Source organism: Nocardia sp. NPDC055165 (assembly GCF_053606985.1).
Window position 1 is genome coordinate 118,577 of record NZ_JBSGSS010000020.1, and the last position, 23,427, is coordinate 142,003.

At 67.1% G+C, this 23,427-nt stretch carries 25 protein-coding genes; 10 read left to right on the plus strand and 15 right to left on the minus strand.

The features are described from left to right. Nucleotides 1-11 precede the first annotated feature (11 nt). Nucleotides 12-1,043 (plus strand): helix-turn-helix transcriptional regulator, encoded by a 1,032-nt coding sequence (locus ACWFRF_RS31275; protein ID WP_452453711.1) that lies wholly within the window; start codon nucleotides 12-14, stop codon nucleotides 1,041-1,043. Here ACWFRF_RS31275 and ACWFRF_RS31280 read toward each other — a convergent pair. The 5 genes from ACWFRF_RS31280 to ACWFRF_RS31300 form a co-directional block, all read right to left on the minus strand. Further along, nucleotides 1,018-4,716: a caspase, EACC1-associated type gene (locus ACWFRF_RS31280; RefSeq protein ID WP_452453713.1), complete on the minus strand. Its 3,699-nt coding sequence runs from the start codon at nucleotides 4,714-4,716 to the stop codon at nucleotides 1,018-1,020. The genes ACWFRF_RS31275 and ACWFRF_RS31280 overlap by 26 nt on opposite strands. After that, nucleotides 4,713-5,129, minus strand: coding sequence for an effector-associated constant component EACC1 (locus ACWFRF_RS31285; protein WP_387448093.1), 417 nt, complete (start codon nucleotides 5,127-5,129; stop codon nucleotides 4,713-4,715). Before ACWFRF_RS31285 ends, ACWFRF_RS31280 begins: the two co-directional genes overlap by 4 nt. Nucleotides 5,130-5,228: 99 nt before the next feature. Next, nucleotides 5,229-5,393, minus strand: coding sequence for a toxin-antitoxin system HicB family antitoxin (locus tag ACWFRF_RS31290; protein WP_378994086.1), 165 nt, complete (start codon nucleotides 5,391-5,393; stop codon nucleotides 5,229-5,231). 8 nt (nucleotides 5,394-5,401) lie between these two features. Beyond that, the gene (locus ACWFRF_RS31295) at nucleotides 5,402-6,289 is read right to left on the minus strand and encodes an SPFH domain-containing protein (protein WP_387448091.1); all 888 of its coding nucleotides are present in this window, start codon (nucleotides 6,287-6,289) and stop codon (nucleotides 5,402-5,404) included. Between the two features lie 66 nt (nucleotides 6,290-6,355). Then, nucleotides 6,356-7,699, minus strand: a complete 1,344-nt coding sequence (locus tag ACWFRF_RS31300) for an FAD-binding oxidoreductase (protein WP_449970913.1) — start codon at nucleotides 7,697-7,699, stop codon at nucleotides 6,356-6,358. Nucleotides 7,700-7,770: 71 nt separating this feature from the next. Here ACWFRF_RS31300 and ACWFRF_RS31305 point away from each other — a divergent pair, with 71 nt between their 5' ends. Then, the gene (locus ACWFRF_RS31305; protein WP_452453716.1) at nucleotides 7,771-8,697 is read left to right on the plus strand and encodes a LysR family transcriptional regulator; all 927 of its coding nucleotides are present in this window, start codon (nucleotides 7,771-7,773) and stop codon (nucleotides 8,695-8,697) included. A gap of 10 nt (nucleotides 8,698-8,707) precedes the next feature. Here the strand turns inward: ACWFRF_RS31305 and ACWFRF_RS31310 are convergent, their stop codons facing one another. Further along, nucleotides 8,708-9,379 carry a pyridoxamine 5'-phosphate oxidase family protein gene (locus ACWFRF_RS31310; protein ID WP_379318114.1) on the minus strand — a complete coding sequence of 224 codons (672 nt, stop codon included), beginning with the start codon at nucleotides 9,377-9,379 and terminating at the stop codon, nucleotides 8,708-8,710. Nucleotides 9,380-9,511: 132 nt separating this feature from the next. Here ACWFRF_RS31310 and ACWFRF_RS31315 point away from each other — a divergent pair, with 132 nt between their 5' ends. Further along, nucleotides 9,512-11,059 (plus strand): acyl-CoA carboxylase subunit beta, encoded by a 1,548-nt coding sequence (locus ACWFRF_RS31315; protein WP_449971076.1) that lies wholly within the window; start codon nucleotides 9,512-9,514, stop codon nucleotides 11,057-11,059. Between the two features lie 7 nt (nucleotides 11,060-11,066). Here the strand turns inward: ACWFRF_RS31315 and ACWFRF_RS31320 are convergent, their stop codons facing one another. Further along, nucleotides 11,067-11,957, minus strand: a complete 891-nt coding sequence (locus ACWFRF_RS31320; protein WP_452453718.1) for a LysR substrate-binding domain-containing protein — start codon at nucleotides 11,955-11,957, stop codon at nucleotides 11,067-11,069. A 90-nt stretch (nucleotides 11,958-12,047) separates the two neighbouring features. On the opposite strand from ACWFRF_RS31320, the gene ACWFRF_RS31325 reads away from it, so the two are divergent. Then, nucleotides 12,048-12,890 (plus strand): oxidoreductase, encoded by an 843-nt coding sequence (locus tag ACWFRF_RS31325; RefSeq protein WP_378994074.1) that lies wholly within the window; start codon nucleotides 12,048-12,050, stop codon nucleotides 12,888-12,890. 192 nt (nucleotides 12,891-13,082) lie between these two features. On the opposite strand, the gene ACWFRF_RS31330 is transcribed toward ACWFRF_RS31325, so the two are convergent. After that, nucleotides 13,083-13,535, minus strand: coding sequence for an ABA4-like family protein (locus ACWFRF_RS31330; RefSeq protein WP_379315341.1), 453 nt, complete (start codon nucleotides 13,533-13,535; stop codon nucleotides 13,083-13,085). Further along, nucleotides 13,532-14,479: a hypothetical protein gene (locus ACWFRF_RS31335; protein WP_452453720.1), complete on the minus strand. Its 948-nt coding sequence runs from the start codon at nucleotides 14,477-14,479 to the stop codon at nucleotides 13,532-13,534. The genes ACWFRF_RS31330 and ACWFRF_RS31335 overlap by 4 nt, the downstream gene beginning before the upstream one ends. A gap of 102 nt (nucleotides 14,480-14,581) precedes the next feature. On the opposite strand from ACWFRF_RS31335, the gene ACWFRF_RS31340 reads away from it, so the two are divergent. Beyond that, nucleotides 14,582-15,223 (plus strand): MerR family transcriptional regulator, encoded by a 642-nt coding sequence (locus ACWFRF_RS31340; protein WP_452453722.1) that lies wholly within the window; start codon nucleotides 14,582-14,584, stop codon nucleotides 15,221-15,223. Between the two features lie 45 nt (nucleotides 15,224-15,268). On the opposite strand, the gene ACWFRF_RS31345 is transcribed toward ACWFRF_RS31340, so the two are convergent. The 4 genes from ACWFRF_RS31345 to ACWFRF_RS31360 form a co-directional block, all read right to left on the minus strand. Beyond that, the gene (locus ACWFRF_RS31345; protein WP_378994290.1) at nucleotides 15,269-16,021 is read right to left on the minus strand and encodes an amino acid ABC transporter ATP-binding protein; all 753 of its coding nucleotides are present in this window, start codon (nucleotides 16,019-16,021) and stop codon (nucleotides 15,269-15,271) included. A gap of 26 nt (nucleotides 16,022-16,047) precedes the next feature. Beyond that, nucleotides 16,048-16,986 carry an amino acid ABC transporter permease gene (locus ACWFRF_RS31350; RefSeq protein WP_378994066.1) on the minus strand — a complete coding sequence of 313 codons (939 nt, stop codon included), beginning with the start codon at nucleotides 16,984-16,986 and terminating at the stop codon, nucleotides 16,048-16,050. A 1-nt stretch (nucleotide 16,987) separates the two neighbouring features. Continuing rightward, complete coding sequence (locus ACWFRF_RS31355; protein WP_378637131.1) at nucleotides 16,988-17,893, minus strand: ABC transporter substrate-binding protein; 906 nt, start codon at nucleotides 17,891-17,893, stop codon at nucleotides 16,988-16,990. A gap of 126 nt (nucleotides 17,894-18,019) precedes the next feature. After that, complete coding sequence (locus ACWFRF_RS31360; protein ID WP_378994064.1) at nucleotides 18,020-19,099, minus strand: isocitrate/isopropylmalate dehydrogenase family protein; 1,080 nt, start codon at nucleotides 19,097-19,099, stop codon at nucleotides 18,020-18,022. Between the two features lie 81 nt (nucleotides 19,100-19,180). Here ACWFRF_RS31360 and ACWFRF_RS31365 point away from each other — a divergent pair, with 81 nt between their 5' ends. Together ACWFRF_RS31365 and trxA are read left to right on the plus strand one after the other, a co-directional pair. Next, entirely contained in the window at nucleotides 19,181-19,693 is a 513-nt protein-coding gene (locus ACWFRF_RS31365; protein WP_378994062.1) for a 2'-5' RNA ligase family protein, read from the plus strand. 49 nt (nucleotides 19,694-19,742) lie between these two features. Further along, complete coding sequence (trxA, locus tag ACWFRF_RS31370; protein ID WP_056824580.1) at nucleotides 19,743-20,120, plus strand: thioredoxin; 378 nt, start codon at nucleotides 19,743-19,745, stop codon at nucleotides 20,118-20,120. A gap of 71 nt (nucleotides 20,121-20,191) precedes the next feature. Here trxA and ACWFRF_RS31375 read toward each other — a convergent pair whose 3' ends face one another. After that, nucleotides 20,192-20,611, minus strand: coding sequence for a 2-keto-3-deoxygluconate kinase (locus ACWFRF_RS31375; RefSeq protein ID WP_387448075.1), 420 nt, complete (start codon nucleotides 20,609-20,611; stop codon nucleotides 20,192-20,194). Between the two features lie 348 nt (nucleotides 20,612-20,959). Between ACWFRF_RS31375 and ACWFRF_RS31380 the strand changes: the two genes are divergently transcribed. Further along, nucleotides 20,960-21,082 (plus strand): DUF6191 domain-containing protein, encoded by a 123-nt coding sequence (locus tag ACWFRF_RS31380; RefSeq protein ID WP_452453735.1) that lies wholly within the window; start codon nucleotides 20,960-20,962, stop codon nucleotides 21,080-21,082. A 6-nt stretch (nucleotides 21,083-21,088) separates the two neighbouring features. Here the strand turns inward: ACWFRF_RS31380 and ACWFRF_RS31385 are convergent, their stop codons facing one another. Then, entirely contained in the window at nucleotides 21,089-21,865 is a 777-nt protein-coding gene (locus tag ACWFRF_RS31385; protein WP_378994058.1) for an acyl-[acyl-carrier-protein] thioesterase, read from the minus strand. A gap of 126 nt (nucleotides 21,866-21,991) precedes the next feature. On the opposite strand from ACWFRF_RS31385, the gene ACWFRF_RS31390 reads away from it, so the two are divergent. Together ACWFRF_RS31390 and ACWFRF_RS31395 are read left to right on the plus strand one after the other, a co-directional pair. Further along, entirely contained in the window at nucleotides 21,992-22,852 is an 861-nt protein-coding gene (locus tag ACWFRF_RS31390) for a haloalkane dehalogenase (RefSeq protein ID WP_378994056.1), read from the plus strand. 212 nt (nucleotides 22,853-23,064) lie between these two features. Further along, a complete protein-coding gene (locus ACWFRF_RS31395) occupies nucleotides 23,065-23,403 on the plus strand; it encodes an LGFP repeat-containing protein (protein WP_378994054.1) in 339 nt (112 codons plus the stop codon). Nucleotides 23,404-23,427 lie beyond the last annotated feature (24 nt).

The following is a 23,427-nucleotide window of genomic DNA, read 5'->3' on the forward strand; positions in this document are numbered from 1 at the left end:
AGACTGGGTGCGTGCCGAGCACCTTGGCAGACCGGATCGGCCGTCTGTGCCGCGCCGGGCACTCCGCCAAACGATTGCGTGAACTCGTCCTGGTCGAGATCCGCGCGAGGATCCCGTTCACCGGCCATGTCTTCGCGCTCACCGATCCCGTCACCGCGGTCGCGACGGCGCCGCTCGCCGACGTCCCCGGCCTCGATCTCGCGCTGTTGCCCGACTTGATCCGCGCCCGGTATCTCACTGCGCTCAATCGCTGGGACACCGTGCGCGGCACCGGCGCCCACTCTTTGCTGGGCGCCACCGACGGCGACCCGGAACGCTCCCTGCTCTGGCGCACCGCCCAGCACGATCTCGGCGTCACCGACTCCGCCACCGTCACCTTCGCCGACCGCTACGGCTGCTGGGGCTTCCTCGAACTGCTCCGCTACAGCGAACCCCCGTTCACCACAGCAGAACTCGGTGAGCTGAGCACGCTGACAGCACCGGTCACCGCAGGCCTGCGCCGTACCGTCGGCGCCACCTTCGTCGAATCCGACGCCCAGCTCGCGTCACTGGGCCCCGCGGTCGTCCTGCTCAACGACACCCTGCGCGTGCGTTCCCAAACGGCAGCCGCCGCGGATTCCCTCCTGCGCCTGCTCCCCCCGGACGAACCGATTCCCCCCGTTCCCGCCTCGGTCTACAACGCGGCCGCCGCCCTGCTCGCCACCGAGGCCGCCGTCCCGCTCGGCCCCGCCGTCTCCCGCATCCACCTGGGTGGCAACCGCTGGCTCACCGTCAAAGCCGACCGCATCGGCCCCGACATCGCCGTGGCCCTGGAACCGAGCACCGCCACCGAACGCCTCGACCTGTTCGCCCGAGCCCACGCCCTCTCCACCCGGGAATCCCAGGTCCTGACGCTGCTGGCCACCGGCCTGGACTCCCACGAACTGGCCGCGGAACTGTTCCTCTCCGAACACACCGTCAACGACCACGTCAAAGCCGTCCTCGCCAAATCCGACACCCGAACCCGCCAACGCCTCCTCACCCGCGTTCTCGGAGTCGGCTGAGCCAGTCAGGCAGAGCTCGAGTCCGACGTTGGTGGGCATGCGGATCGTGCTCGGCCGACTCCCGCAGTCGCCACATCGGCACGCGGACGGCATCCCACCGCTGCGACGGAACCTTGCGCAGGTCTGTGTGTTGCAGCATCAGTCGCAAATGCCGATCCGCCGCGTTGGCGCCCGCACCACGATCGACCACCACGCCCCACACCGAGCCGTCCGGACGCCGATCGATCGCGTCGGTGTAGTGGCCGGCCATCGGAGATCCGAAGGCGAGGTCGGTCGCCCCCCGGCGAATCATGTAGCGGTGCAGTCGATTCAGCACAGGGTCAGCCTCGCCGACCGCCGCCGCCGGTTCGGCAGCAGCGGCGAGCGCGCTACCGATGCGGCGCGACTGCCAGACGCGGCTGTCACCCACGACGAACAGGTGCGCACGGGCGCGGGTTATCGCCACATTCCACAGGTTCGGTTGCCGGTCGAGCCATTCGATCGATCGGCGGGGCATTTCCGGCGAGGCCACAAGGGAGAAGATGATGATGTCGCACTCACCGCCTTGGAAGGTGTGCACTGTGCCGACAACGACCCCATCGGAACCGTCGAGCCGGCGTTTGATCTCGTCGGACTGCGCCTTGAACGGCGTGACCACACCGATCGTCGTTCCACACGGCAATCGTCCCGGCTGCTGGAGTTGCGCGATCAGGCTGAGCACAACATCGATCTCTTCGCGGTTGTACCAAGAACTCTGAGCTCCGCGCTGCGCGATTCCGGCGACATCGCGCCATACGACCGGCGCCTGGTCGGTGCCATTCTGCTTGCGCACATCGGTCAGCACCGTCAGTTGACCGCGGTAGAACAGGTCGTTGGCGACCCCAGCGATGTCGGGATGGCACCGAAAGTGTTCGTCCAACAGCAGGCTCTCGCCGAACGACTGTTCCGCCGCCTCGAACGCGGAATGTCGCAAATACGACATCCGCCGCCGTTCGAGCCACGCGGCTGAAATCTGTGCGGTCGCCGCCGCGGCGATCTCGCCTCTGCCGTCCAGGGTGGTGATATGTGTCAGCTGCATCGGGTCACCGATGATCAACGCCCGCTTCGCCCGGAACAGCAACGGCAGGACCGCAGCGATGGAGCACTGCGACGCCTCGTCGATCACGACCAGATCGAACAACGCGGCGTCGAGCGGAAAGGCACGCGCCGATTGTGCCGTCACCGCCCATGCTGCAGCTCCGGCCAGCGCCGCACGTTTTGCCGGCCAATCGGGACCGGACTGGTGCCGCAACAGCGCGTCGATCTGTCGCCGCCCGCGCACGGCGTTGGACCGCACCACGGCATCGAGCAGTTCCGTCGAGGCTGTCTGCAGTGTGTCCGTCGAGTGGGTGAACCGTGCGAAGAGCTCGGCATCGCTGGGCCGGGCGGACTCCGAAGCATGGAGTCGGCGCCAGGTGAGCTCGGCTGCGGCCAGTTCGCTCAGCAGCTCGCACTGACGCTCAACTGTTTCCGGACTTTCGGCCAGCCCGAGCCGACGGACCAGTCGTCGACACCTCCAACCTGCGATCAGGGAGAACCGCCGTACCGCGACAGCTTTGCGGATGAGCGCGGCAGGATCGATGCGCTCGAACAGCAGGGCAATCTGTTCGACACGCAGGCCGAGTTTCGCGGCAACCGCTTCCCGGACGTCCGCGACGTCGAGCAATGTCACCTCGTCTCCCGCAAGGTCGGCGAGCTCGCGGCGCTGACGGTCGAGCTCGGCGGTGGCGGCATCGACCATGACCGTCAGTGTCGACATCGACTGGACGGCGGGTCGGAGACCGGCGAGGTGGTCGAGACCCGCCTGTTGGTTCGCCTGATAGGCCTGACTGCCCGTTCGGATCACCGTGCCAGGAATCAGCTTCTCGCAACGACTCCACACTTCGTCGACCGCTTTGTTGTTGGTGGATGCCACAAGTACCGTTTCGCCCGCGCACACCGCGGTGGCCACCAGGTCGACCACCAGCTGACTCTTGCCGGTGCCCGGCGGGCCGGTCGCAACCGTCAGCGGACGAGCCATCGCCGAGCGGATGATCTCGGCCTGGGCCTCGTTGCACGGCAGCGGCGTCACCAATCGCCGAGTCGACACCGGCACGGGGGCGGGTACGGCATCGGCGGGGCCGAGGCAGGCCAGCGCGGTACGCGGGATCTGCGAGACCCGCTCCGCGAGCGCGGCGAGATCGGCGAGGAGTTTCTTGTTCGGACCGCCATCGGCTGCCGACATGCGGAACAACACTGCGACGTTACGCGCACCGACCGCGCCGGTAGCAGCGGTCAGCGAGTCATCGAGAAATTCCGGCTCGGGTTCATCGACGGTGACGACGCCGAGCTCGTTGCGCAGAATCTGGCGTACCTCGGCGGCTAACGCTGTGTATTCGCCCGCGTGCCAGGTGGGTTCGTAGCCCTCGTTGAACGCCGACGCGGCCTCGGATTCCAGATATTCTTGCAGCAGAATCGGATTCACGATGGGCGGCCCGACCGGGACGAGCCGGTCGGCGGCCCCGCCGAGCTCGAGGCGCCGGATCAACAGCGGAGCGAATTTGCGAGTCGCGGTCGCACGCGCCGAACGACCACCCGGCCGCACGACTACCGCCGGATACCCGGTCCAGAGCTGTTCGTTCGCGTCGGCGACCTGAGCGACGAACTTTTCGAGTTCCGTCGGCACCTCGATGGCGTGATCGTCGTCGAGATCGCCCACCAGCAGCCGTTCGCGCCCCGGGATGCAGGCGTACGTGTCGTGGTCGTCCAGTGACAACCAGGCGAGTTGCTCGGCACGCAGACACGTCTCGTAATAGGTCAGCAGTCGCTTCCAGTCCGGAGTAAGTGACTTCGACGGCGATGCGCCGATCTCAGCGCCCGATCTGGGGCTGGCCGCGACGTCGAGCTGGATGGGCGACAACGGTGATGCCGCCAGAATGATGCGGCCGTCCACTCCCGATGCCGAGATCACCGGCGTCTGCCCGGCATCCTGACGACGAAGTCGGTCGTTGACAAATTCGAACAGCGCCGCCACCGAAAGCTCCGACTTGCCACCCGCCGCCGCACCGGTTCGCATCGCCTCGACGAACACCCCGGTGAACACCGACGGCTGTGTCGCGTCGCGACCGACGAACGATGCCTCACCTGCCCGCGAGGACGACACCACGTAGACACCTCGGCTCGCCAGGGCGGCAGGGTGACCGTCCACCGCGCCCTTAGGGACGGCATCGGAGGTGCGTAGGCCAACCGAGAACCCGCCACTACGGCAGCTGTCGATGATCACCACCTTCTGCGGTGCCACGCACTGTTCGAGCAACTGGTTGACGAATCCGGCGCGCATGCTGGTCTCGCCCAACCGATCCGGGTCGGAGTCGGTGCCGATGAAATGGAATTCGCCGTCGGACCGAACGCTTCGCGCCCCGTGTCCCGAGAAGTAGAAGACCATCAACTCGTCTTCTCTGCTGTCGGCGACGAATTCGTCTACTGCCGTTCGCATCTGGTCGGTGGTCAAGTCGATCAACGACTCGACATCGGAGAAGGCTCCAACGCGGCGGTCGCGCAGCACCTCTTCCACCATGGTCAGGTCGGTGCGCACCGACGGCAACGGCGCGAAGCCCGGGTGGGTGTAGCTCTCGTTACCGATCAACAACGCGCGACGACGGGCCAGCCGACTCACGATGACACCGCCTGGTCCTCGCCCGAGCCGGAATCAGCTGCGGCCTGGTGGACCGGCACCGCCGTTTCGACGAACTTCTCGATGATCGCAAGCTGATCGTCCGGGTTGCCGTCGATCACGAGCACCCGGTCCGGCAACCGCATTTCGACCCGCCGGTGACGGTCTCGTCGGCACCATTCCTTGACGATCGTCGTGACCGCCGTGGCTGTTCCCGCTGAGGAGGCGACGCCCACAACCAGCACCAGCGCGTCCCCAACCGCACCTTTGTGTCGCGCGAGCGGCTCAATCGCTTCGGCGAAACGAACCTCGACCTCGTGTCCTGCCAGATGTCGGGCGAGATCGCGGGTGAGCCGCTCTGTCAGCAAACTCCCCGAGCCGGTCAATACCTCGACATAGACGAGCTCTTTCGACATCCAACCCCCGTAGTTCAGTCGAGCACCGCTGTAAACGATCCTCGAATTTCCCTCTGAATGCTGGATTCGATTGTGTCACAAGGCTTAACGCGAGGTTGCTCAACGCGGCTTTCGGCCTGCTCGGTCGAGGGCAAGGCGGAGGGCGTATTCGATTTGGGAGTTTATGCTGCGCAGGTCGTCGGCCGCCCACTTGGCTATTGCCTCGTGGACGGCCGGGTCGAGCCGTAGCAGGATCTTTTTGGGGTCCTTCTTCGGCTGGGTCATCGGGCGGCTCAGGAGTAGAGGGATCCGGTGTTGACCACCGGCTGGGTGGCCCGGTCGCCGCACAGGACGACGAGCAGGTTGGAGACCATGTTGGCCTTGCGCTCCTCGTCGAGTTCGACGGTGCCCTGTTCGGCGAGGCGGTCGAGGGCGAGAGCGACCATGCCGACGGCGCCTTCGACGATCTGGGTACGGGCGGCGACGACCTGGGCGGCCTGTTGGCGGACCAGCATGGCCTGGGCGATCTCGGGGGCGTAGGCGAGGTGGGTGATACGGGCCTCGATCACCTCGATGCCGGCGGTGAGGGTGCGTTCCCGCAATTCGACGGTGAGTTCCTCGGCGACTTCGGCCCCGTCGCGAAGGCTGGTGCGGGAGTCGTCGTGGGCGTCGTAGGGGTGGGTGGTGGCGAGGTGGCGCACCGCCGCCTCGGACTGGGTCTCGACGTACTCCTCGTAGTCGTCGACGGCGAAGGCGGCCTTGAAGCTGTCGACCACCTTGTACACGACGACCGCCGCGATCTCGACGGGGTTGCCGTCGGCGTCGTTGACCTTGAGCTTCTGGGTCTCGAAGTTACGCACGCGCAGCGAGATGGACTTGCGGTCGGTGAGCGGGACCACGGAAAAGAACCCGGGCTCGCTCACCGAGCCGATGTAACGGCCGAAGAAGGTGACGACCTTGGCCTCGTTGGGGTTGACGATGATCAGCCCGGTGGCGAGCAACCAGACGACCAGGATCACGACGACGGCGGCCACCGCGCCGATCCAGGCCAGTGCGCCACCGTTGTGCTGGGTGGCGGCGATGAACGCGAGAACGGCGGCGGCCCCGAACAACAGGGTGAACACCAGCCACCCCAGCACGACGACGAATCCATTGACGCGGAATGCGGACCGCAGCTCCATGACATCCTCCCGATATCTGAGTGATATCACTAAGATAGTAGATATCGAGAGGCCGAGCAAGCGGCGCTAGGAACCGGGGGCGATATTGCGGTTGGCGCGGAACATGTTTCGCGGGTCGTACTTCGCTTTCGCCGCCGCCAGCCAGCGGTAGGTATCCGGGGAGTAGCCTGCCGCGGTCTGGGCCTCGTCCGCCGCGCCGCCCGCACCGTAGAGGAACGCGAGACTGTGCCCGATCGTCCACGGCGCCAATGCTTCTCGCACCTTCGCAAGCCCTTCGGGTGCGGAGTCACCCTCGCCGGGGCCGGTGATCACCCGCACGATGTACTCCGCATCGCGATGATCGATCGAGGCCGGGCCACCGTGGCGCAGGGCCGCACCGAGATGGCGGATGTCGATGACCGCGTCGACCGATCCCCCCGGGGCCGTCAACGCGCGCAGCGCGGACAGACCCTGCGGGGTCAGCTCCGAGAGCAGCGCGTTGGTCGCGGCGTAGGCGTGCGGAAAAGGCGGGTCACTGTGGATGGTGTGTGATTCGGCGTAGGGCATCGTGCGCAGGTCCTCGTGCAGTCGAGGTCCGATCCGCCGCAACGGCGCGACCCACCGTTGCCCCTCCTCGTCCGGCCCGTCGAAGGCGATTCGGATCGAAGCGACGTGGCGGCCTCGCAAGGATTCCGGCACGGGCGGGATGTCGGGATAGGTCACCAGCGCGATCGTGGAGGTGAGCGCGCTCGGTACGGTCTCGGTCCAGGTGCGCCATGCCTCCAGCGCCGCGTCGACCAGGGGCGCGTCGAAAACCAGCTGACCACCATAGATTTCGGCGACGGGCACGAGATCGAGTTCGAGACCGGTCACGACGCCGAAGTTCCCGCCGGAGCCCAGTACCGCCCCGAACAACTCGTCGTCCGGGCCGAGCGAGCGCATCCTGCCGTCGGCGGTCACCAGTTCGACGCGGCGCACATGATCTGCGGCATAACCGAATTCACGGGCCAGCAATCCGAGCCCGCCGCCGAGCACATACCCGACGACGCCCACCGACGGCGACGACCCGTTCAACGGCGCCAGCCCGTACCGCGCGGCCGCCTCGACCAACGCGCCCGCCCGCACCCCGGCCCCGATGTGAGCGGTACGAGCCTGCGGGTCGACGGTGATGGCGTCCATGCGTCCGGTCGTGATGAGCACCCCGCCGTCGGTGGCTACCGACAGACCGTGTCCGGTCGCCTGCACGGCCACCGACAGCCCGCGCCGTGCGGCGAATTCCACGGCGGCGCGCACGTCCTGGCCGTGCTGGGCGCCGACCACGAACGCCGGACGGTGGGTGTAGGCGGTTTGGAAGCCGGCGATCTCCTCGGCGTACCCGGGGTCGTCCGGAGTGAAGACAGGACCAGTGAACTTCGTTGCGATATCGGTCATGTCTTCGACTCTGCTCGCCGAAGATGAATAAGTACAAGAGATAGATCTTCTATTACCTATAATCAATAGTTATGGAACTGCGTCAGCTGCGCTACTTCGTGACGGTCGTCGACGAGGGCGGGTTCACCAAGGCCGCCGAACGGCTGCACTTGTCCCAGCCCGGCCTCAGCACCCAGATCCGCCAACTCGAACGCGAACTCGGGCAGCGTCTGCTCGACCGCGGTGCGCGCACGGTGACACTGACCGACGTCGGCGCCGCGGTGCTCACACACGCCCGCGCCGCCCTGGCCGCCGCCGACCGGATCGGCGACACGGTCGGGGAGTTCACCGGATTGCTGCGGGGTCAGGTCCGGCTCGGCATGATCTCCGGGGCAGCGTCGGAGGTCTTCGATGTCGCGGGCGTCCTCGCCGATTTCCACCACGATCATCCGCAGGCCGGGATCAGCCTCACCGAGGACACCGCGGAAAGGATGCTCGCCGCCGTCGAACACGGTGAACTCGACATCGCGTTGACCGGATTGACCGGCGCGCCAATAGATTCCGGCATCGGACTCGAGGTGATCCTGGAGACCGCGCTCGTCGCCGCCGTCGCCCACGATGCGCCCATCGGCCCCGCCGAATCGGCGGGCTCCATCACCTTGGGAGCCCTCGCCGATCGCCGCCTCATCTGTCTCACCCGGGGCACCGGCCTTCGCGGGGTATTCGAACGCTCCTGCGCCGCCGCCGGTTTCACCCCGAACATCGCCTTCGAAGCCGCCGCTCCCCCGCTGCTCCTCGACCTTGCCGCACGCGGGCTGGGAACCGCCATCGTCCCAGCCCTCACCACCGCCGAAGCTGACGCCTTCGGCGTCCGATCCCTCGACATCGTCGACCCCACCATCCACGGCCGGCTGGCCCTGGCCTGGCGCACCGATCCCCCGCCCGGCCCGGCGGCGAAGGTGCTGCTCGGGCAACTACGGATCGCCTTCGGCGGCCACACCGCTGCCGGCGATCGATAGGCACGGACGGTCAGGGGGAAGACTTCAGGCGGGCGATTTCGGCTTCGAGTTCGGCGTTGCGGTGTTGTAGACGCTCGATTTCGGCTTCGAGAGGAGCGCGGCCCGCGCGCAGGTAGTCCTGGATCCACTCGGTGCGGTAGCGCGGGGTGATGTTCTTGGTGCAGTTCCGGTCGAACGCCTCGACCCGCACCACGAACGCCCGGTCCGAGCGTGCGTCGATCGGGCCCGCCGACGTGGTCAGGAGGCGGTCGAGCAGGCCGGGATCGTCGGCGCGTTCGACGACCTCGACCCGACCGAAGATCTTGACCCTGGTGCGCGTCGGGTAATCGATGAAGAACAGGGACACCCGATCGTCGATGTCGAGATTGCCCACAGTGACGAACTGGTTGTTACCCGCGTACTCGGCCCACGCGATCGTCGACGAGTCGAGTACGTGCACGAAACCTTGTGGGCCGCCGCGATGTTGGATGTAGGGCCAGCCGGATCCGGTGACGGTAGCGAGGTAGAACGAGTCGGCCTGCCGGATCAGGCCCGCCACTTGGGGCTCCAGTTCTTCGGGCTCGCCGATGTCGGCGCCGTCGGCCATCCGCCTGCCGTGGACGGTGAAACCACCACCGCTGCGCTGGCGGCGCTCGGTGGCCGAGGAGAAGGCGATCGCTCCGTATCGGGTCGGCTTGTTCACCCCACCCACGGTACGACGCGTGATTCGTCAATGATCGGTCCGCCGTGCCGCTGATATCGGCGCGGACGTCAGCGCTACGCTTTGGCTAACCGATGAAGGAGAGCTCGACCAGGACGAGGAAGGGCGTGCGTGGTGGAGTCGACTACTGCTGCGAAACTGCAAGAGCTGCGGGACAATCTGAGGGCGGCGCGGGAACCCGCGGGGGATGCGGGGATAGCCAAGCGTGCGGCGAAAGGAATCCCCGGTCCACGCGAACGCATCGAAATACTTCTCGACCAGGGCAGTTTCACCGAAATCGGGGCGCTGGTGAAGCAACCAGGCGCGGCCGACGGACTCTACGGCGACGGTGTGGTCACCGGGCACGGCAGGATCGACGGGCGCCCGGTGGTGGTGATCGCCCACGACCAGACCGTGTTCGGTGGATCGGTGGGTGAGATGTTCGGACGCAAGGTCGCGATGGCGATGGATCTCGCGGCCGATATCGCCTGCCCGTTCGTGGCGATCAACGACTCCGGCGGCGCCCGGGTGCAGGACGCGGTCACCTCGCTGGCCTGGTACGCGGAGATGAGCAGGCGCCAGACCCGGCTGTCCGGGGTGGTGCCGCAGGTGTCGGTGATGCTGGGCAAATGTGCTGCGGGCGCGGTGTATTCGCCGATCAACACCGATGTGCTGATCGCGACCGAGTCGGCGTACATGTTCGTGACCGGTCCCGAGATCATCCGCGAGACCACCGGCGAGGAAGTGACCCTCGACGAGCTCGGTGGCGCGTTCAACCAGGCGCACAACGGCAACATCCATCACGTGGCGGCGGACGAGAAGGCCGCTTTCGAGTGGGCACGAACGTATCTGAGCTTCATGCCGTCGAACTGCTACGAGCGTGCTCCCCTGATCAATCCCGGTCTGGAGCCGGCGATCACGGACTCCGACCGCGAACTCGATTCGCTGATACCGGATTCCGATCGCCGGGGCTACGACATGTACGAGATCCTGCTCCGGATCTTCGACGACGGGGAGTTCCACGAGATCGGCGACGGCGCCGCCCGCAATCTGATCACCGGATTCGCCCGGGTCGACGGGCGCAGCGTCGGTGTAGTCGCCAATCAGCCGCTGGTGGCCAGCGGCGCGATCGACGCGCGCGGGTCGGACAAAGCCGCGCACTTCATCCGCCTGTGCGACGCGTTCGACATTCCGCTGGTGTTCATCGTCGACACCCCGGGCGTGCTGCCGGGTGTGGAGGAGGAGAAGATCGGCGTCATCAAACGCGGCGGGCGCTTCTTCTACGCGGTCGTCGAGGCCACCGTTCCGATCGTCACCGTCGTGGTCCGCAAGGCCTACGGCGGCGGCTACGCGGTGATGGGGTGCAAGCAGCTCGGCGGCGACATCAACCTGGCGTGGCCGACGGCCCGGATCGCCGTGATGGGCGCCGAAGCCGCCGTGGGCCTGACCCAGCGCAAACAGCTGGCCGCCGTCCCCGAGGCAGACCGACCGGCCGTACGTCAGCAGATGGTCGACTTCTACAACGCCGCCGTCGCCACCCCGTGGATCGCCGCCGAACGCGGCTATATCGACGCGGTCATCGAACCGTCCACTACCCGGCTGGAAATCCGCAAAGCGCTGCGCCTGCTCGGCGACAAACACATCGAGCAGGCACCGCGCAAACACCGCCTGATGCCGTTGTAGAGCCGCGTCACCGCGCGGTGGCCAGCACGCACGCTTCTACATAGCCGGCGACGAGTGGACGGTTGTCGTCACGTCGCCAGGCCAGGGCGAGTTCGCAGGGACTCACGCCGGTGACCGGCCTGGTCACCACGCCGTCGTGGGCGACCAGCGCGGCGTTGCCGGTGGCGAGCAGGACGATGCCGTCGAGGTTCACGAGTGCCTCGTAGGTCTCTTCGGTGCTCGACACCTCGGCGCCGATGATCGCCGGTCGCCCGGCGCGTTCGTCGACGGCGAGCCAATAGTCGCGCAGGGGGCCCGCCGAGCGGGGCAACGCGAGGAAAGGCTCGTCGAGCAGGTCGGCGAACTCGATCCGGTCGCGCGCGGCGAGGTGGTGCGACTGCGGAAGGGCCACCAGCCGCGGTTCGGTCGCGACCACCAGCCAGCGGTAGCGGTCGCTGTCGGGCAGCGGCAGCCAGACGAAGGCCACGTCGCTGGCGCCGTCGGCCAGGCCGGCGGTCGGGTCGTCCCAACCGACCAGGCGCAGCACCGGTTTCGCGTGTGGAAACGCGGTGCTGAATCGGGAGCGCACGGCCGGCAGGATGCCTCGACCAGAACTGGTGCTGATGCCGATGGCCAGCGCGGCCTCCTCGGTGGCTTTCGCCGACTCCACCGCGGCCTCGGCGGTTTCCCAGGTCGCGAGGAGGCGCAGCGCGTGCGGCAGCAGCGCCGCGCCGACCGGGGTGAGGGTGACCGAGCGGGAATCACGCACGAACAGTGCCGCACCGAGGTGACTTTCGAGTCTGCGGATCTGTTTGCTGAGCGCGGGCTGCGAGATGTACAGCACCTCCGCGGCGGCGGTGAAGCTCAGGCGGTCGGCCACCGCGACGAAGTACCGCAGGTCGCGTCCGTGGACATCCATAACTCCTGGTTATCACAAAGGATCTTGGACTTCCATCTCGTCCGGGCGGAAGTATTGCTCACGAAACATCAACGGACACAGGAGAACCTGATGAGCATTCCGAAGATCTGGCTGGTCACCGGCGCGAGCAGCGGGTTCGGCCGCGCCATCGCACAGGACGCCGTCGACGCGGGCGATATCGTGATCGCCGTCGCTCGCCGCACCGCCGCCCTCGACGATCTGGTCGCCGCGCATCCCGATCAGCTCGAGACGATCGCGCTCGACGTCACCGATACCGCTCGCATCGACGAGGTCGTCGCCGATGTCGTCGCCCGCCACGGCCGCATCGATGTGCTGGTCAACAATGCCGGTCGCACCCATGTCGGCGCGGTCGAGGAAACCACCGAGGCCGAATTGCGCGGACTGTTCGACCTGCACCTGTTCGGCCCCGCCGCCCTCACCCGTGCGGTGCTGCCCCACATGCGCGCCCAGCGCGGCGGTGCGATCGTGCAGATGAGCAGTGTCGGCGGGCAGCTGTCCTTCGCGGGGTTCTCCGCGTACAGCGCCACGAAGTTCGCGCTGGAAGGGTTGTCGGAGGCACTCGCCGAAGAGGTGGCGCCGTTCGGCATCAAAGTACTGATCGTCGAACCCGGCGCCTTCCGTACGGGACTGTTCGGCCCCGGAGCCGCTGCGTTCAGTCCCGAGTCCGACGTTTACGCCGACACCGCGGGCGCCACCCGCCGCATGGTCGAGGGCGGCGACGGCACCCAGCCCGGCGACCCGGCCAAGGCCGCCGCCGCCATCCGCGTCGCCCTGTCCGCCGAGAAGTCGCCGCTGCGGCTGCCGCTGGGCGGCGATTCCGTCGACGCGGTCCTGGGCCACCTCGATGCCGTCCGCGATGACGTCCTCGCGTGGGAAAAGGTCTCCCGCGCGACCACTTTCGACGAAAGCTGAGGGCACACGCGCACCACACCGTGACGCACCGCTGCCGCGGCGGCGCTGCTCGAGCTGGAGTCTCCGAACCGGACGGTCATGGAGCTCTACTTCACCCCGCCCGGCGAACCGGAGCGCCTCGCCGACCGGGTAGTGCTCACCCGCCGCACGTGAACCACGTCTGCCGGACTCCTCGGAGTCCGGCAGACGGCACTACGCGCTGACCGCGCTCGCCCGCGGCACCGGCGAACTATCGCGTCGGGCGACCGCACGGACCAGCAGGTAGATCGGAAAGGCGATGGGCGACAACAGAATCGTGCCGACCAGCAGTGGGCCCATCAGCAACGGGTGGACGTTGCGCTCGCGACTGTCGAGGTAGATCCAGCGGCCGAGGAACAGGTCCCACGCGATGATCTGCGCCCACAGCGCGGTGAGCACGGCGGGGTCGGCGGCGGCCTCGGTGATGGCGGCCAGGGACGGCGATGTCACCAGCGACCACATCGCACCCAGCACCGGCATCGCGACGATCGCCCACACCACCAAGGGCACCAGCACAATCCACGGTGCGGAGATGATCGTGCGGGTCCAGCGCCACGTCGGGGCGAAGATCATCAGCGCCCAGAACGGCACCGTGACCCAGAACGACAGGTCGAACAACGTGCTCATGCAGTAACCACCTTTCGGGTACCGGCCGCGCTCGCGACCGAAATCATTGCTCCGACAACTACTCCGGTGACGATCGCGGCCGCGGCAGTCAGCGTGGCCTGATCGGGGTGGATCAACGGCTGCCCCCGCAACGCCTGCCAGGTGACCAGCGCGAGCACCGCCGCGTACCCGGCAGACGCGGTGATGATCAGGCCGAGCCGAACGCGCACCGACCGCAGCAACGGGATCCGTGGCGCCAGCACCACCAGCAGTGCCGCGAGCAACGGCAGCGCCTGGAGCGCGTGCATGCCGAAGAAGTGTGGAATGCGCAGGTCACCATCGGTGGTGCTCCACCCCGTGAGCGGCATGCCGGGCGTGCCGTCGGGAGCTCCGACCGTGTGTGCGCCCGCGATGCCCTCGACGCCGGATTCCCGCTGGGGCATCAGATTTCCCAGCGCCAGCCCGACCAAGGTGATCGCGATGCCGCAACGAATCGACCAGGTGATCGAGGCGTCGCCGAGGCGTGCGCGCATCAAGCCGATCCCGATCACCAGGGTTGCCAGGAACAGGATGACGATGGTGGACCCCATGATCACCCAGAGGGTGCCGTCCAGGGCGGTGGTCATGTTGTAGTGGCTGCGGGTCCCGCGGATCACCTGCCCGAAGATGATCGCCTGTTCGATCACCCCGGCGACCACGATCACGGTGGCCATTCGCGACGCGAGCCGAGAAGGGTTGGGCCGCAACGACATCAACCATGCCAGCGCCACGCCGTAGAACACGAACGAGATCGCGAACTTGGTCGGCTTGAACCAGGCCGCCGACCCGGCGATCACCCGGTCGTCGACCAGCATCCCGATCAGGCCGACCACGACGAGCGCGGCATTGACGGCGGCGAAATACATCAGCGGGCGGTGCAGGGGGGCGTTGGGGCGGGGCAGCGAGGGGACGGTCAGGACTGACATTCGAATCTCCCAGAGATAGATAGCTATACTATCCGTTATGGATAGCTAGACTATCCGCTATGGGTGACGTAGGCAAGGGGTAGGAACAACACGGAGGTAAGAGTGCGAATCTCGGAGTTGAGTGATCGCAGTGGCATCGCGGTGGCGACCATCAAGTACTACCTGCGCGAGGGACTGCTGCCGCCGGGTGAACGCACCAGCCCCAACCAGGCCAGCTACGGCGAAGACCACCTGCGCCGACTCCGCCTGATCCGCGCGTTGATCGAGGTGGGCGGGATACCGGTCGCCACCGTCTCCGATGTGCTCGCCGCGATCGACTCCCCCGACATGCCGCTGTTTCATGTGCTCGGCGTGGCGCAGGACAGCCTGTCCACCCCGGTCCCCGCCGCCCATGACGTCGAATGGGATCGCGCCTACGAGGCCGTGCGCGCGGAGATGGACCGACGCGGCTGGGACATGAAACCCAGCCCGCCGGCCGTCGACACGCTCACCGGAGTGATCGTCCGACTCGCGCAACTCGGCTACCGGGACTGGGCCACCACCACCCTGCCCACCTATTTCGACAGCTCGCGGGCAGTCGCGGAAACCGACGTAGCGGCCGCCCTGTCCGCGGGCGGGCGCGACGACATCATCGACGCGGTCGTCGTACTGACCGTCCTGGGCGACACCGCACTGGCCGCCATCCGCCGCATCGCCCAGGCCCAGGTCTCCCTGGAACGCCTGAAGAACCCAGAAACCCCGTAACGCACAGCGGCCCCGCGAGAATCCGCGGGGCCGCTGTGTCGTCTCTCAGAGCAGACGTGACAGGAAAGCCTGTGTCCGCTCGTGTTGCGGGTTGGCCAGCAGCTCACGCGGCGGGCCCGATTCCACCACCACACCGGCATCCATGAACACCAGTTCGTCGGCGACCTCGCGGGCGAAGCCCATCTCGTGGGTCACCACCAGCATGGTCATGCCCGAATCGGCCAGCTCCCGCATCACCGCGAGCACCTCACCGACCAGCTCGGGGTCCAAGGCCGAGGTCGGCTCGTCGAACAGCATCAGCTTGGGATCCATCGCCAGCGCTCGCGCGATGGCGACGCGCTGCTGCTGACCACCGGACAGCTGCGCCGGGTAGGCGTTGCGCTTGGCCGAGAGCCCGACCCGCTCGAGCAGCTCCTCGGCCCTGGCGACGGCCTCGGACTTACGGATCCCGCGCACCTGGATGGGCGCCTCGATCACGTTCTCCAGCGCCGTGCGGTGCGGGAACAGGTTGAAATGCTGGAACACCATGCCGATATCGCGACGCTGGATCGCGGCATCGCGCTCGTGCATCTCGTAGAGCTTGCCGTTCTTCTCCCGGTAGCCGACGAGATCGCCGTCGACGTAGAGCCTGCCCGCGTTCACCTGCTCGAGGTGATTGATACAGCGCAGGAAGGTCGACTTGCCCGAGCCCGACGGCCCGACCAGGGTCAGTACTTTCCCACGCTGGACCTCGAGCGAGATGCCCTTGAGCACCTGCAGCGCGCCGAAGCTCTTACACACCCGGTCAGCCAGCACCATCGGTGGGACTGCCACAACTGGTTCTGTCATTTCGCCTTCACCGCCGCCTGCGCTGTGGCCAGTTCCTGAAGCTGCTTGGCCGTCAGCTGCCGGGTGGCGCCCCGCGAGTAATAGCGTTCCAAGTAGTACTGGCCGACCATGAGCACGCTGGTGATCGCCAGGTACCAGGTGGCACAGACGAGCAGCAGCGGGATCGGCTGGAAGTTCACGCCGTAGATGTCACGGGCGCGGCCGAACAGGTCGGTACTCAACGGAATCGCGGTGACCAGCGAGGTCGTCTTGAGCATGCCGATCAGCTCGTTACCGGTGGGTGGGATGATCACCCGCATGGCCTGCGGCAGCACCGTGCGGCGCATGGTCTGCGTCCACGACATGCCCAGCGCCACCGAGGCCTCGCGCTGCCCCTCGCCGACGGAGTTGATACCCGCGCGCACGATCTCGGCCATGTACGCGGCCTCGTTGAGGCCGAGGCCGATCACCGCGAACAGGAACGCCGCCTGCAGGTGCTGCACATCGAAGTGGAAGAACTGCGGACCGAACGGCACACCGAGATCGATCTGCTTGTACAGCGAGGGAACCAGGCCCCAGAACACCAACTGCACGAACACCGGGGTGCCACGGAAGATCCACAGGTAGATCCACGCGGCGGTGCGCAGCACCGGGTTCGGCGACAGACGCATCACCGCGAGGACCGTGCCGAGCGCCACCGCGATCGCCATCGCGAGCACGGTGAGCTCCAGGGTGACGATCGCGCCGGCGGTGATCCGGCTGTCGAACAGGTACTTGCCGTAGGTATCCCACCGGTAGGCGGGATTCGTGGCGGCGCCGTAGACGAACAATCCCACCAGGATCAGGATGATTGCCGCCGCGATCCAGCGGCCCGGCCTGCGCAGCGGGACCGCCTTGATCGGTTCGGGTTCGGTGCCCGGTCCTGGCACCTCCACCGTGTCTTTCGCGTCGGTCACGTCAGCTCACTGCACCGTTGATCACCGAGGTCTTGATCTGACCGTCCTGCACACCCCAGTTGGTGGTGATCTCGCCGTACTTGCCGTTGTCGATCAGGTGCTGCAGCGCCTTCTGCAGCGCCGCCGCCAGCGGGGAGGTCTTCTGCACGGCCCAGCCGTAGGGCGCGGAATCGAACAGCGGGCCCGCGGCCTCGATCTTGCCTTCGCTCTGCTTGATCGCGTACGCGGTCACCGGGGAATCGGCCGACATCGCGTCGACCTGGCCGAGCACCAACGCGTTGGTCGCGGCGCTCTGCTCGTCGAATGCCTTCATTTCGATGGCGGGCTTACCTTCGGCGACGCACTTGGCGCTCTTGGCGGGAATCTCGTCGGTGTGCTCGACCGTAGTGGACTGTACGGCGACCTTCTTGCCGCACGCATTGTTCGGATCGATCGCTTTACCGGTTTGCTGGGCCCACTGGATACCCGCGGAGAAATAGGTCGTGAAATCGACCTGCTGTTCGCGTTCGCGCGAATCGGTGATCGAGGACATACCCACGTCGTAGGTCCCTGCCTGAATGGCGGGAATGATCTTCTCGAACGAGGATTCGACATAGTCGACCTTCAGTCCGAGGGTGCTCGCGACGGCGTCGAGGAGGTCTACATCGAAGCCGACGATCTTGCCGCTCGCGTCCTTGTACTCGTTCGGCTGGTACGGCACGTTCACGCCGACGACCAACTTGCCTGCCTGCTTCACCTTGTCGGGGACCGCCGCGGCGAGCGCGTCGACCTTCTCCGCCGACACCTTGTTCACCGAGGCGCCGTCGCCCTCGGTGTTCTCGGCGCAGCCGGTCAACAACAACGCACCGCCGGCGACGGTACACAGCAGCCGCACGGCGCCACGGCCGAGGACAGTTCGAACAGACAAAGGAGCCTCCACATTTCACGTCGACGCCGGCCACGTGTCAGCGCCTGTTTGGCAATGTATGCGAACCGGACACAGCGTGGTGCGACAGTAACCGAAGATTAATCAGCCGATGTGAAAGGGGTCCCTTCACCTCCGGTGCACGCGGGCCCGCACCTGCTCGGTGAATTCGCTGGTGGAAGCCAGACCGCCGAGATCCGCCGTCGCGATTCCGGCGGCCAGCGTCGCCGCCACCGCACGGGTAATTCGGTCGGCGGCATCATGGAGCGGACTATTGTCGTCACGAACTGCCAACCAGCGCAACAGCATTGCCGCCGACAATTGCAACGCGGCGGGATTGGCCCGATTGTGCCCCGCCAGACCGGGCGCCGCGCCGTGCACAGCCTGTGCCATCGCGCGCGTGTCGGAGCAGTTGAGCGAGGCGGCCATGCCGAGTGAGCCACTGAGTTCACCGGCCAGATCCGAGAGGATGTCACCGAACAGGTTCTCGGTGACGATCACGTCGAACTCGGCGGATGAGCGAACCAGGTGCGCCGCCATCGCGTCGACGTGTTCGTCGTCGACCGTCACGTCCGGATACTGCTCGGCCACTGCGTAACAGACGTCACGGAACAGGCCGGTCGTCATCGGCAGCACATTGGCCTTGTGCACCACGGTGACCCGCTTGCGCCTGCCCTGCGCGAGCCGCAGCGCCTGATGGGCGATCCGCTCGCACGCCGTGCGGGTGATCACCGCGACCGCCATCGCCACGTCCTCGGTGGGACGGAACTCCCCCGACCCGGCGAACATATTGCGGTCCGCGTAGAAGCCCTCGCTGTTCTCCCGGACGATCACCAGATCGATGTCGGGCGCCATCGCACGCACGCCGGCGAAGGCGGCGGCAGGGCGGATGTTCGCGTAGAGCTCGAGCCGTTTGCGGATGATGCCGCCCGGTGCCACGCGCATGTCCGACGGGTAGGAGGCGTTGTCGTGCGGACCGAGAATCCAGGCGTCGAGATCCTCGAGAGCGGTCAGGGTCTGTTCCGGCAGCGGGTGGCCGTAGGCGGCGATCGCCTCGTGCCCGATCAGCAGCGGCACCCACTCCACCGGCGCGAGCCCGGCCGCGCCGATCGCTTCGTCGACCACCGCCCGGGTCGCGGCCACCACCTCGGGGCCGATTCCGTCGCCGTCGATCACACCGAGTCGCAGGTTCGCCTTCACACCGTTCACTCCCCCATCCTCGCGCGTGTCCGGACCGGATCGAGCGAGTGGGCGGTGCGGACACGCCGCAGCGACTAGTTTCTGCAGATCATGGTGCAGTCGGTGGAGTTGCTCCTCGACGAGGGCGGCGAGACAGAGATCCGCAGGCAATGGGCGGTTCTTGCCGAAGCAGGCCTGGGCAATCGCCACCCCGGGACCGCTCGGCCGCACATCACCGTCGCGGTGGCGCGCGAGATCTGGCCGCGCATCGACCACGCGCTCGAGCGGCTCGCGTTCGAGCCGCTGCCGATCCGTTTGGGCGGGCTGCTCGTCTTCGGGGCGCGCCGGCCGATCCTGGTCAGGGCGGTCGTCGTCACCGCGGACCTGCTCGCCCTGCATCGCCGGGTCAGCGAGGTGGTCTCACCCTGCCCCGGCGTACCGGCGACCATGGCTCCCGGCGCGTGGACACCGCACGTGACCCTGGCGCGGCGCGTGCCCCCCGAACGGCTCGGCGACGCGGTGCGGACGGTCGCGGCCGACACCGATTTCCGGTCGCTCATCGTGGGGATTCGCCGCTGGGACGGGGAGGCGCGGCAGGAGCGAATCGTGATCGGGGGAAGATAGTAGGACGCCCCGGCGTTACAGCCGAGGACACCGACAAGGAGAGGACGTCATGGCCACCCAGACGCTGACCCAGCAGAACTTCGACGAAGTCATCACCGGAAACGACGTGGTCCTCGTCGATTTCTGGGCTTCCTGGTGCGGTCCGTGCCGCAGTTTCGCACCGACCTACGAGACCTCGTCGGAAAAGCACACCGACGTCGTCTACGGCAAGGTCGACACCGAGGCCGAGCAGGGACTCGCCGCGGCCGCCAACATCCAGTCGATTCCGACCATCATGGCCTTCCGCGAGGGTGTACTCGTCTTCGCGCAGCCGGGCGCGCTGCCGCCCGCCGCGCTCGAGGACCTGGTGACCCAGATCAAGGATCTGGACATGGACGAGGTGCGCAAGCAGATCGCCGAGCAGCAGGAATCCTCTCCCGCCGAATAGTCCGGCGCCGAGAACACACAGGGCCCGTTCACCTTTCGAGTGAACGGGCCCTTGTGCGTGTTCGGGTGGTGTCAGCCCGCGAGCAGGTTGACGCCGGCGATCATGGCGCGCACGGTCGATTCCGCGCTGCCGGCGGCGGTGGCCACCGCCCAGCCGCGCCTGCCGTTGAACTCGCACTGCATGAAGGTGGCGGTGCCGTCGGCGGTCGGGCGCTGATGGAAGTGCAGGATCTCGAGGGGGTAGCCCTCGTCGTAGAGCGCGGAGGTCATCGCGGCAACGGGGCTGCCGGTGGCGATGACGGTGCGCAGGTGGTCGGCGAATTCCAGGGTGGCGGTGAAATCCGTTCCGGAACAAGACCATTCGCGCAAGGCGATGGATCCGTCGGCGCGGGTGTACCGGTCGAGGAAGGCGGCGGGGTCGAGGTCGGTGAGCTCGGCGCGCAGGCCCTTGGGGGCAGCGGCGAACAGGGCATGGTCCAGTGTCAGCGTCATTGCAGGTGAGGTCTTCCCGAAGATGTCTTCGTTGGCAGGTGGGACCAGCAGAACGATGAAAAGCAGCCCGCAGCGTAGGGGCTGGTCCGAATCAGACCCCGCTACGGCGGGTTACTACGAGAAGAATTCGCCGTGAGGCTGCCTGCGCGGTCTGCGCAGCAGCGACCGCGAGGTCGCGGTCAGCGACTAGCAGCGCGGCACAGCGGGCGGGATTCGGCACGCAGTCGAGAATAGGGCGATCGTCGCGAAACCGCAACCTGGTTCACTGCCCGGAGTGTCTACCGGTGAGTACCATCACCGCAGCTCAGGATCGGTAACGTCGGCCCCGGCGACGGCGATGGGTACCGGATCGAGTTCGAACAGCGGCCGAGCACGCTGATGCACCGGGAGGACCCTTCGGAGGGTGCCCCGCCGCGGGATCGGGTGGATCTGGCGGGCGGGTCGGCGCGGCTCGTCGCCCGCGAGCGCTGAATCCGGTCAGCGCCGCGACGCTGCACCGGTCAGGGGTTCCACCGAGGCGAGGGCGCGGGCCGAACCGTCGACGTCGACCTGGACCCGCAGGCGCTCGGGTTGCGAACTCGTCCGCAACACCACTTTGTCGCCCATCATCACCGGGCCGACGTGTTCGACGATCGCGCGGTACGGCAACCGATGACGGTCCGGGTGCGCGGCGAGCGCTTCCTCCATGGCCTCCCAGTACACCGCGTTGTTGACATGGCCGAGCCGGTCGACGTCGGTGACGCGCAGCGGGAACGGCACCTCCTCCACCTCCGCGACGTCGAGTTCGGTGAGCGCGGCTTTCCAGCGCAGGCGATGTTCGGTGGTGCCGGCCAGCATCGGCGCCATGAACGCGTCGCTCATCCGCGCGGGACGGCCGGCGACGGGGTCGATGTGGATCAGGAACGCCGCGGCCTCGATGTGCCCGCCCTTCTCCCCGCGCAACCGAATGCGCATGTCGCACCAACGATTCGAGAGCGCGTCGGCCCAGCGGCGGAGCTGGACGCGGTCGCCGAACATGATCGGCTCGTACACGTCGATCACCGTGCGCCGCACGATCCAGGCCTGATGGGTGTCGCCGTCCTCCACCGCGTCGAGATGATCGAACCCGATGTCCTGCAGGTAGCGCGCCACCGCGTCGAGCCGCAGCCGGTCGTCGCCATCGGTGTCGCCGAGTCGTACCGGCCACGACATCGCGAAGGCCTGCTCGATATCGGGGCAGTCGGGCAGCGGGGTCGCGATGACGGGCTCGGTCATAGGGCCGATGCTGCCACACCGGTGTCGCCAGTGACACGCGCCTCAGTACGGATCCGCCGAAGGCATTGAATCACTACGATTTTCGGCCGTAGGGTCGGTTCGACGCCGGACGACAGGATGGATGCGATGCTGATCGATTTCACGCCGGACAAGGCGCTGTACCCCTTCGAATCCCGCTGGTTCGAGTCGTCGGCGGGCCGGGTGCACTACATCGACGAGGGCTCCGGGATCCCCATCCTTTTCTGTCACGGCAGTCCCACCTGGAGTTTTCTCTACCGTAAGATCATCGGTCAGCTGGGCGACCGGTTCCGGTGCGTAGCAGTCGACTACCCGGGCTTCGGACTGTCCGAACGACCACCCGGGTACGGCTACACGATCGCCGAACATGCCGCGGTGGTCGGCGAGCTCGTCGACCATCTCGGGCTCGACCAGTTCGTCGTCATGGGCCAGGACTGGGGCGGACCGATCGGCGCCGCGGTCGGCGCCGATCGAGCCGATCGGGTGCGCGGGCTGGTGCTCGGCAACACCCTGTTGTGGCCGACGGATACCTGGCCGCAGAAGGCGTTCAGCCGGGTCATGAGCAGCTCGCCGATGCAGCGGCGGATTCTGCGCGACAACCTTCTCGTCGAGCGTTTCCTGCTCGGTGAGCTGCGGAACACGATCAGCGAGGCCGAGGCCGATCACTACCGTGCGGTGCAACCTTCACCCGAAGCCCGGCGCGGGATCGCCGCGATGCCCGGACAGATCCTGGCCGCTCGCCCCTTCCTCGAACAGCTGGCGATCGACGTGCCCGCCCGGCTCGGCGCCACACCGACGCTGCTGATCTGGGGCATGAAGGATATGGCGTTCCGTCCCGCCGCGTTCCTGCCACGAATGCGTGACACGTTCACCGACCACCGGGTCCTCGAGCTGCCCGACGCCAGACACTTCATCCCCGAACACGAGCCCGGCAAGATCGCCGAAGCTATCGTCCAGCGTTTTCGCTGACGCCGCCCCGACCGCTTCCTCGCGAGGCAGCGGGGCACTCCGTCGGCAGCGGGCGGTGCGCCGGTTTCCGCGATCGACCGTGAGCGAATCGCTGGCTAATAAAATGTGACCAGATTGTGAATCTCCCGCGAGTCGCCGCCGAGAACGGCCGATCGCACGGTAGCGTCGCGGCCGCTAGGCCAATTGTTACTGCGTGAAAGGAATTGTTCGACATGGCATTCGAAGTCACTGGGGCTATCGGCGATCACTACAACGAAGCCGGTGGCGCGTCCAGCCCGCTGGGTGAGCCGACCTCGGCAGAGCAGGACGCCGCCAACGGTGGCAAGTTCCAGGAATTCACCGGCGGAGTCATCTACTTCAAGCTCCCGACCGGGGCCAAGACCGTGTACGGCGCCATCCGTCAGGCATGGGAAGCCGAAGGCGGCGCGGGCGGCCGGTTCGGCTACCCGACCTCCGACGAGCAGGACATCGAAGGCGGCAAGATCAGCCACTTCGAGAACGGCTCGATCAGCTACTCGATCGCCGATGACGCTGTGACGGTCAACGCGTAACTCGCGTTCCCGCTACGCCACGAG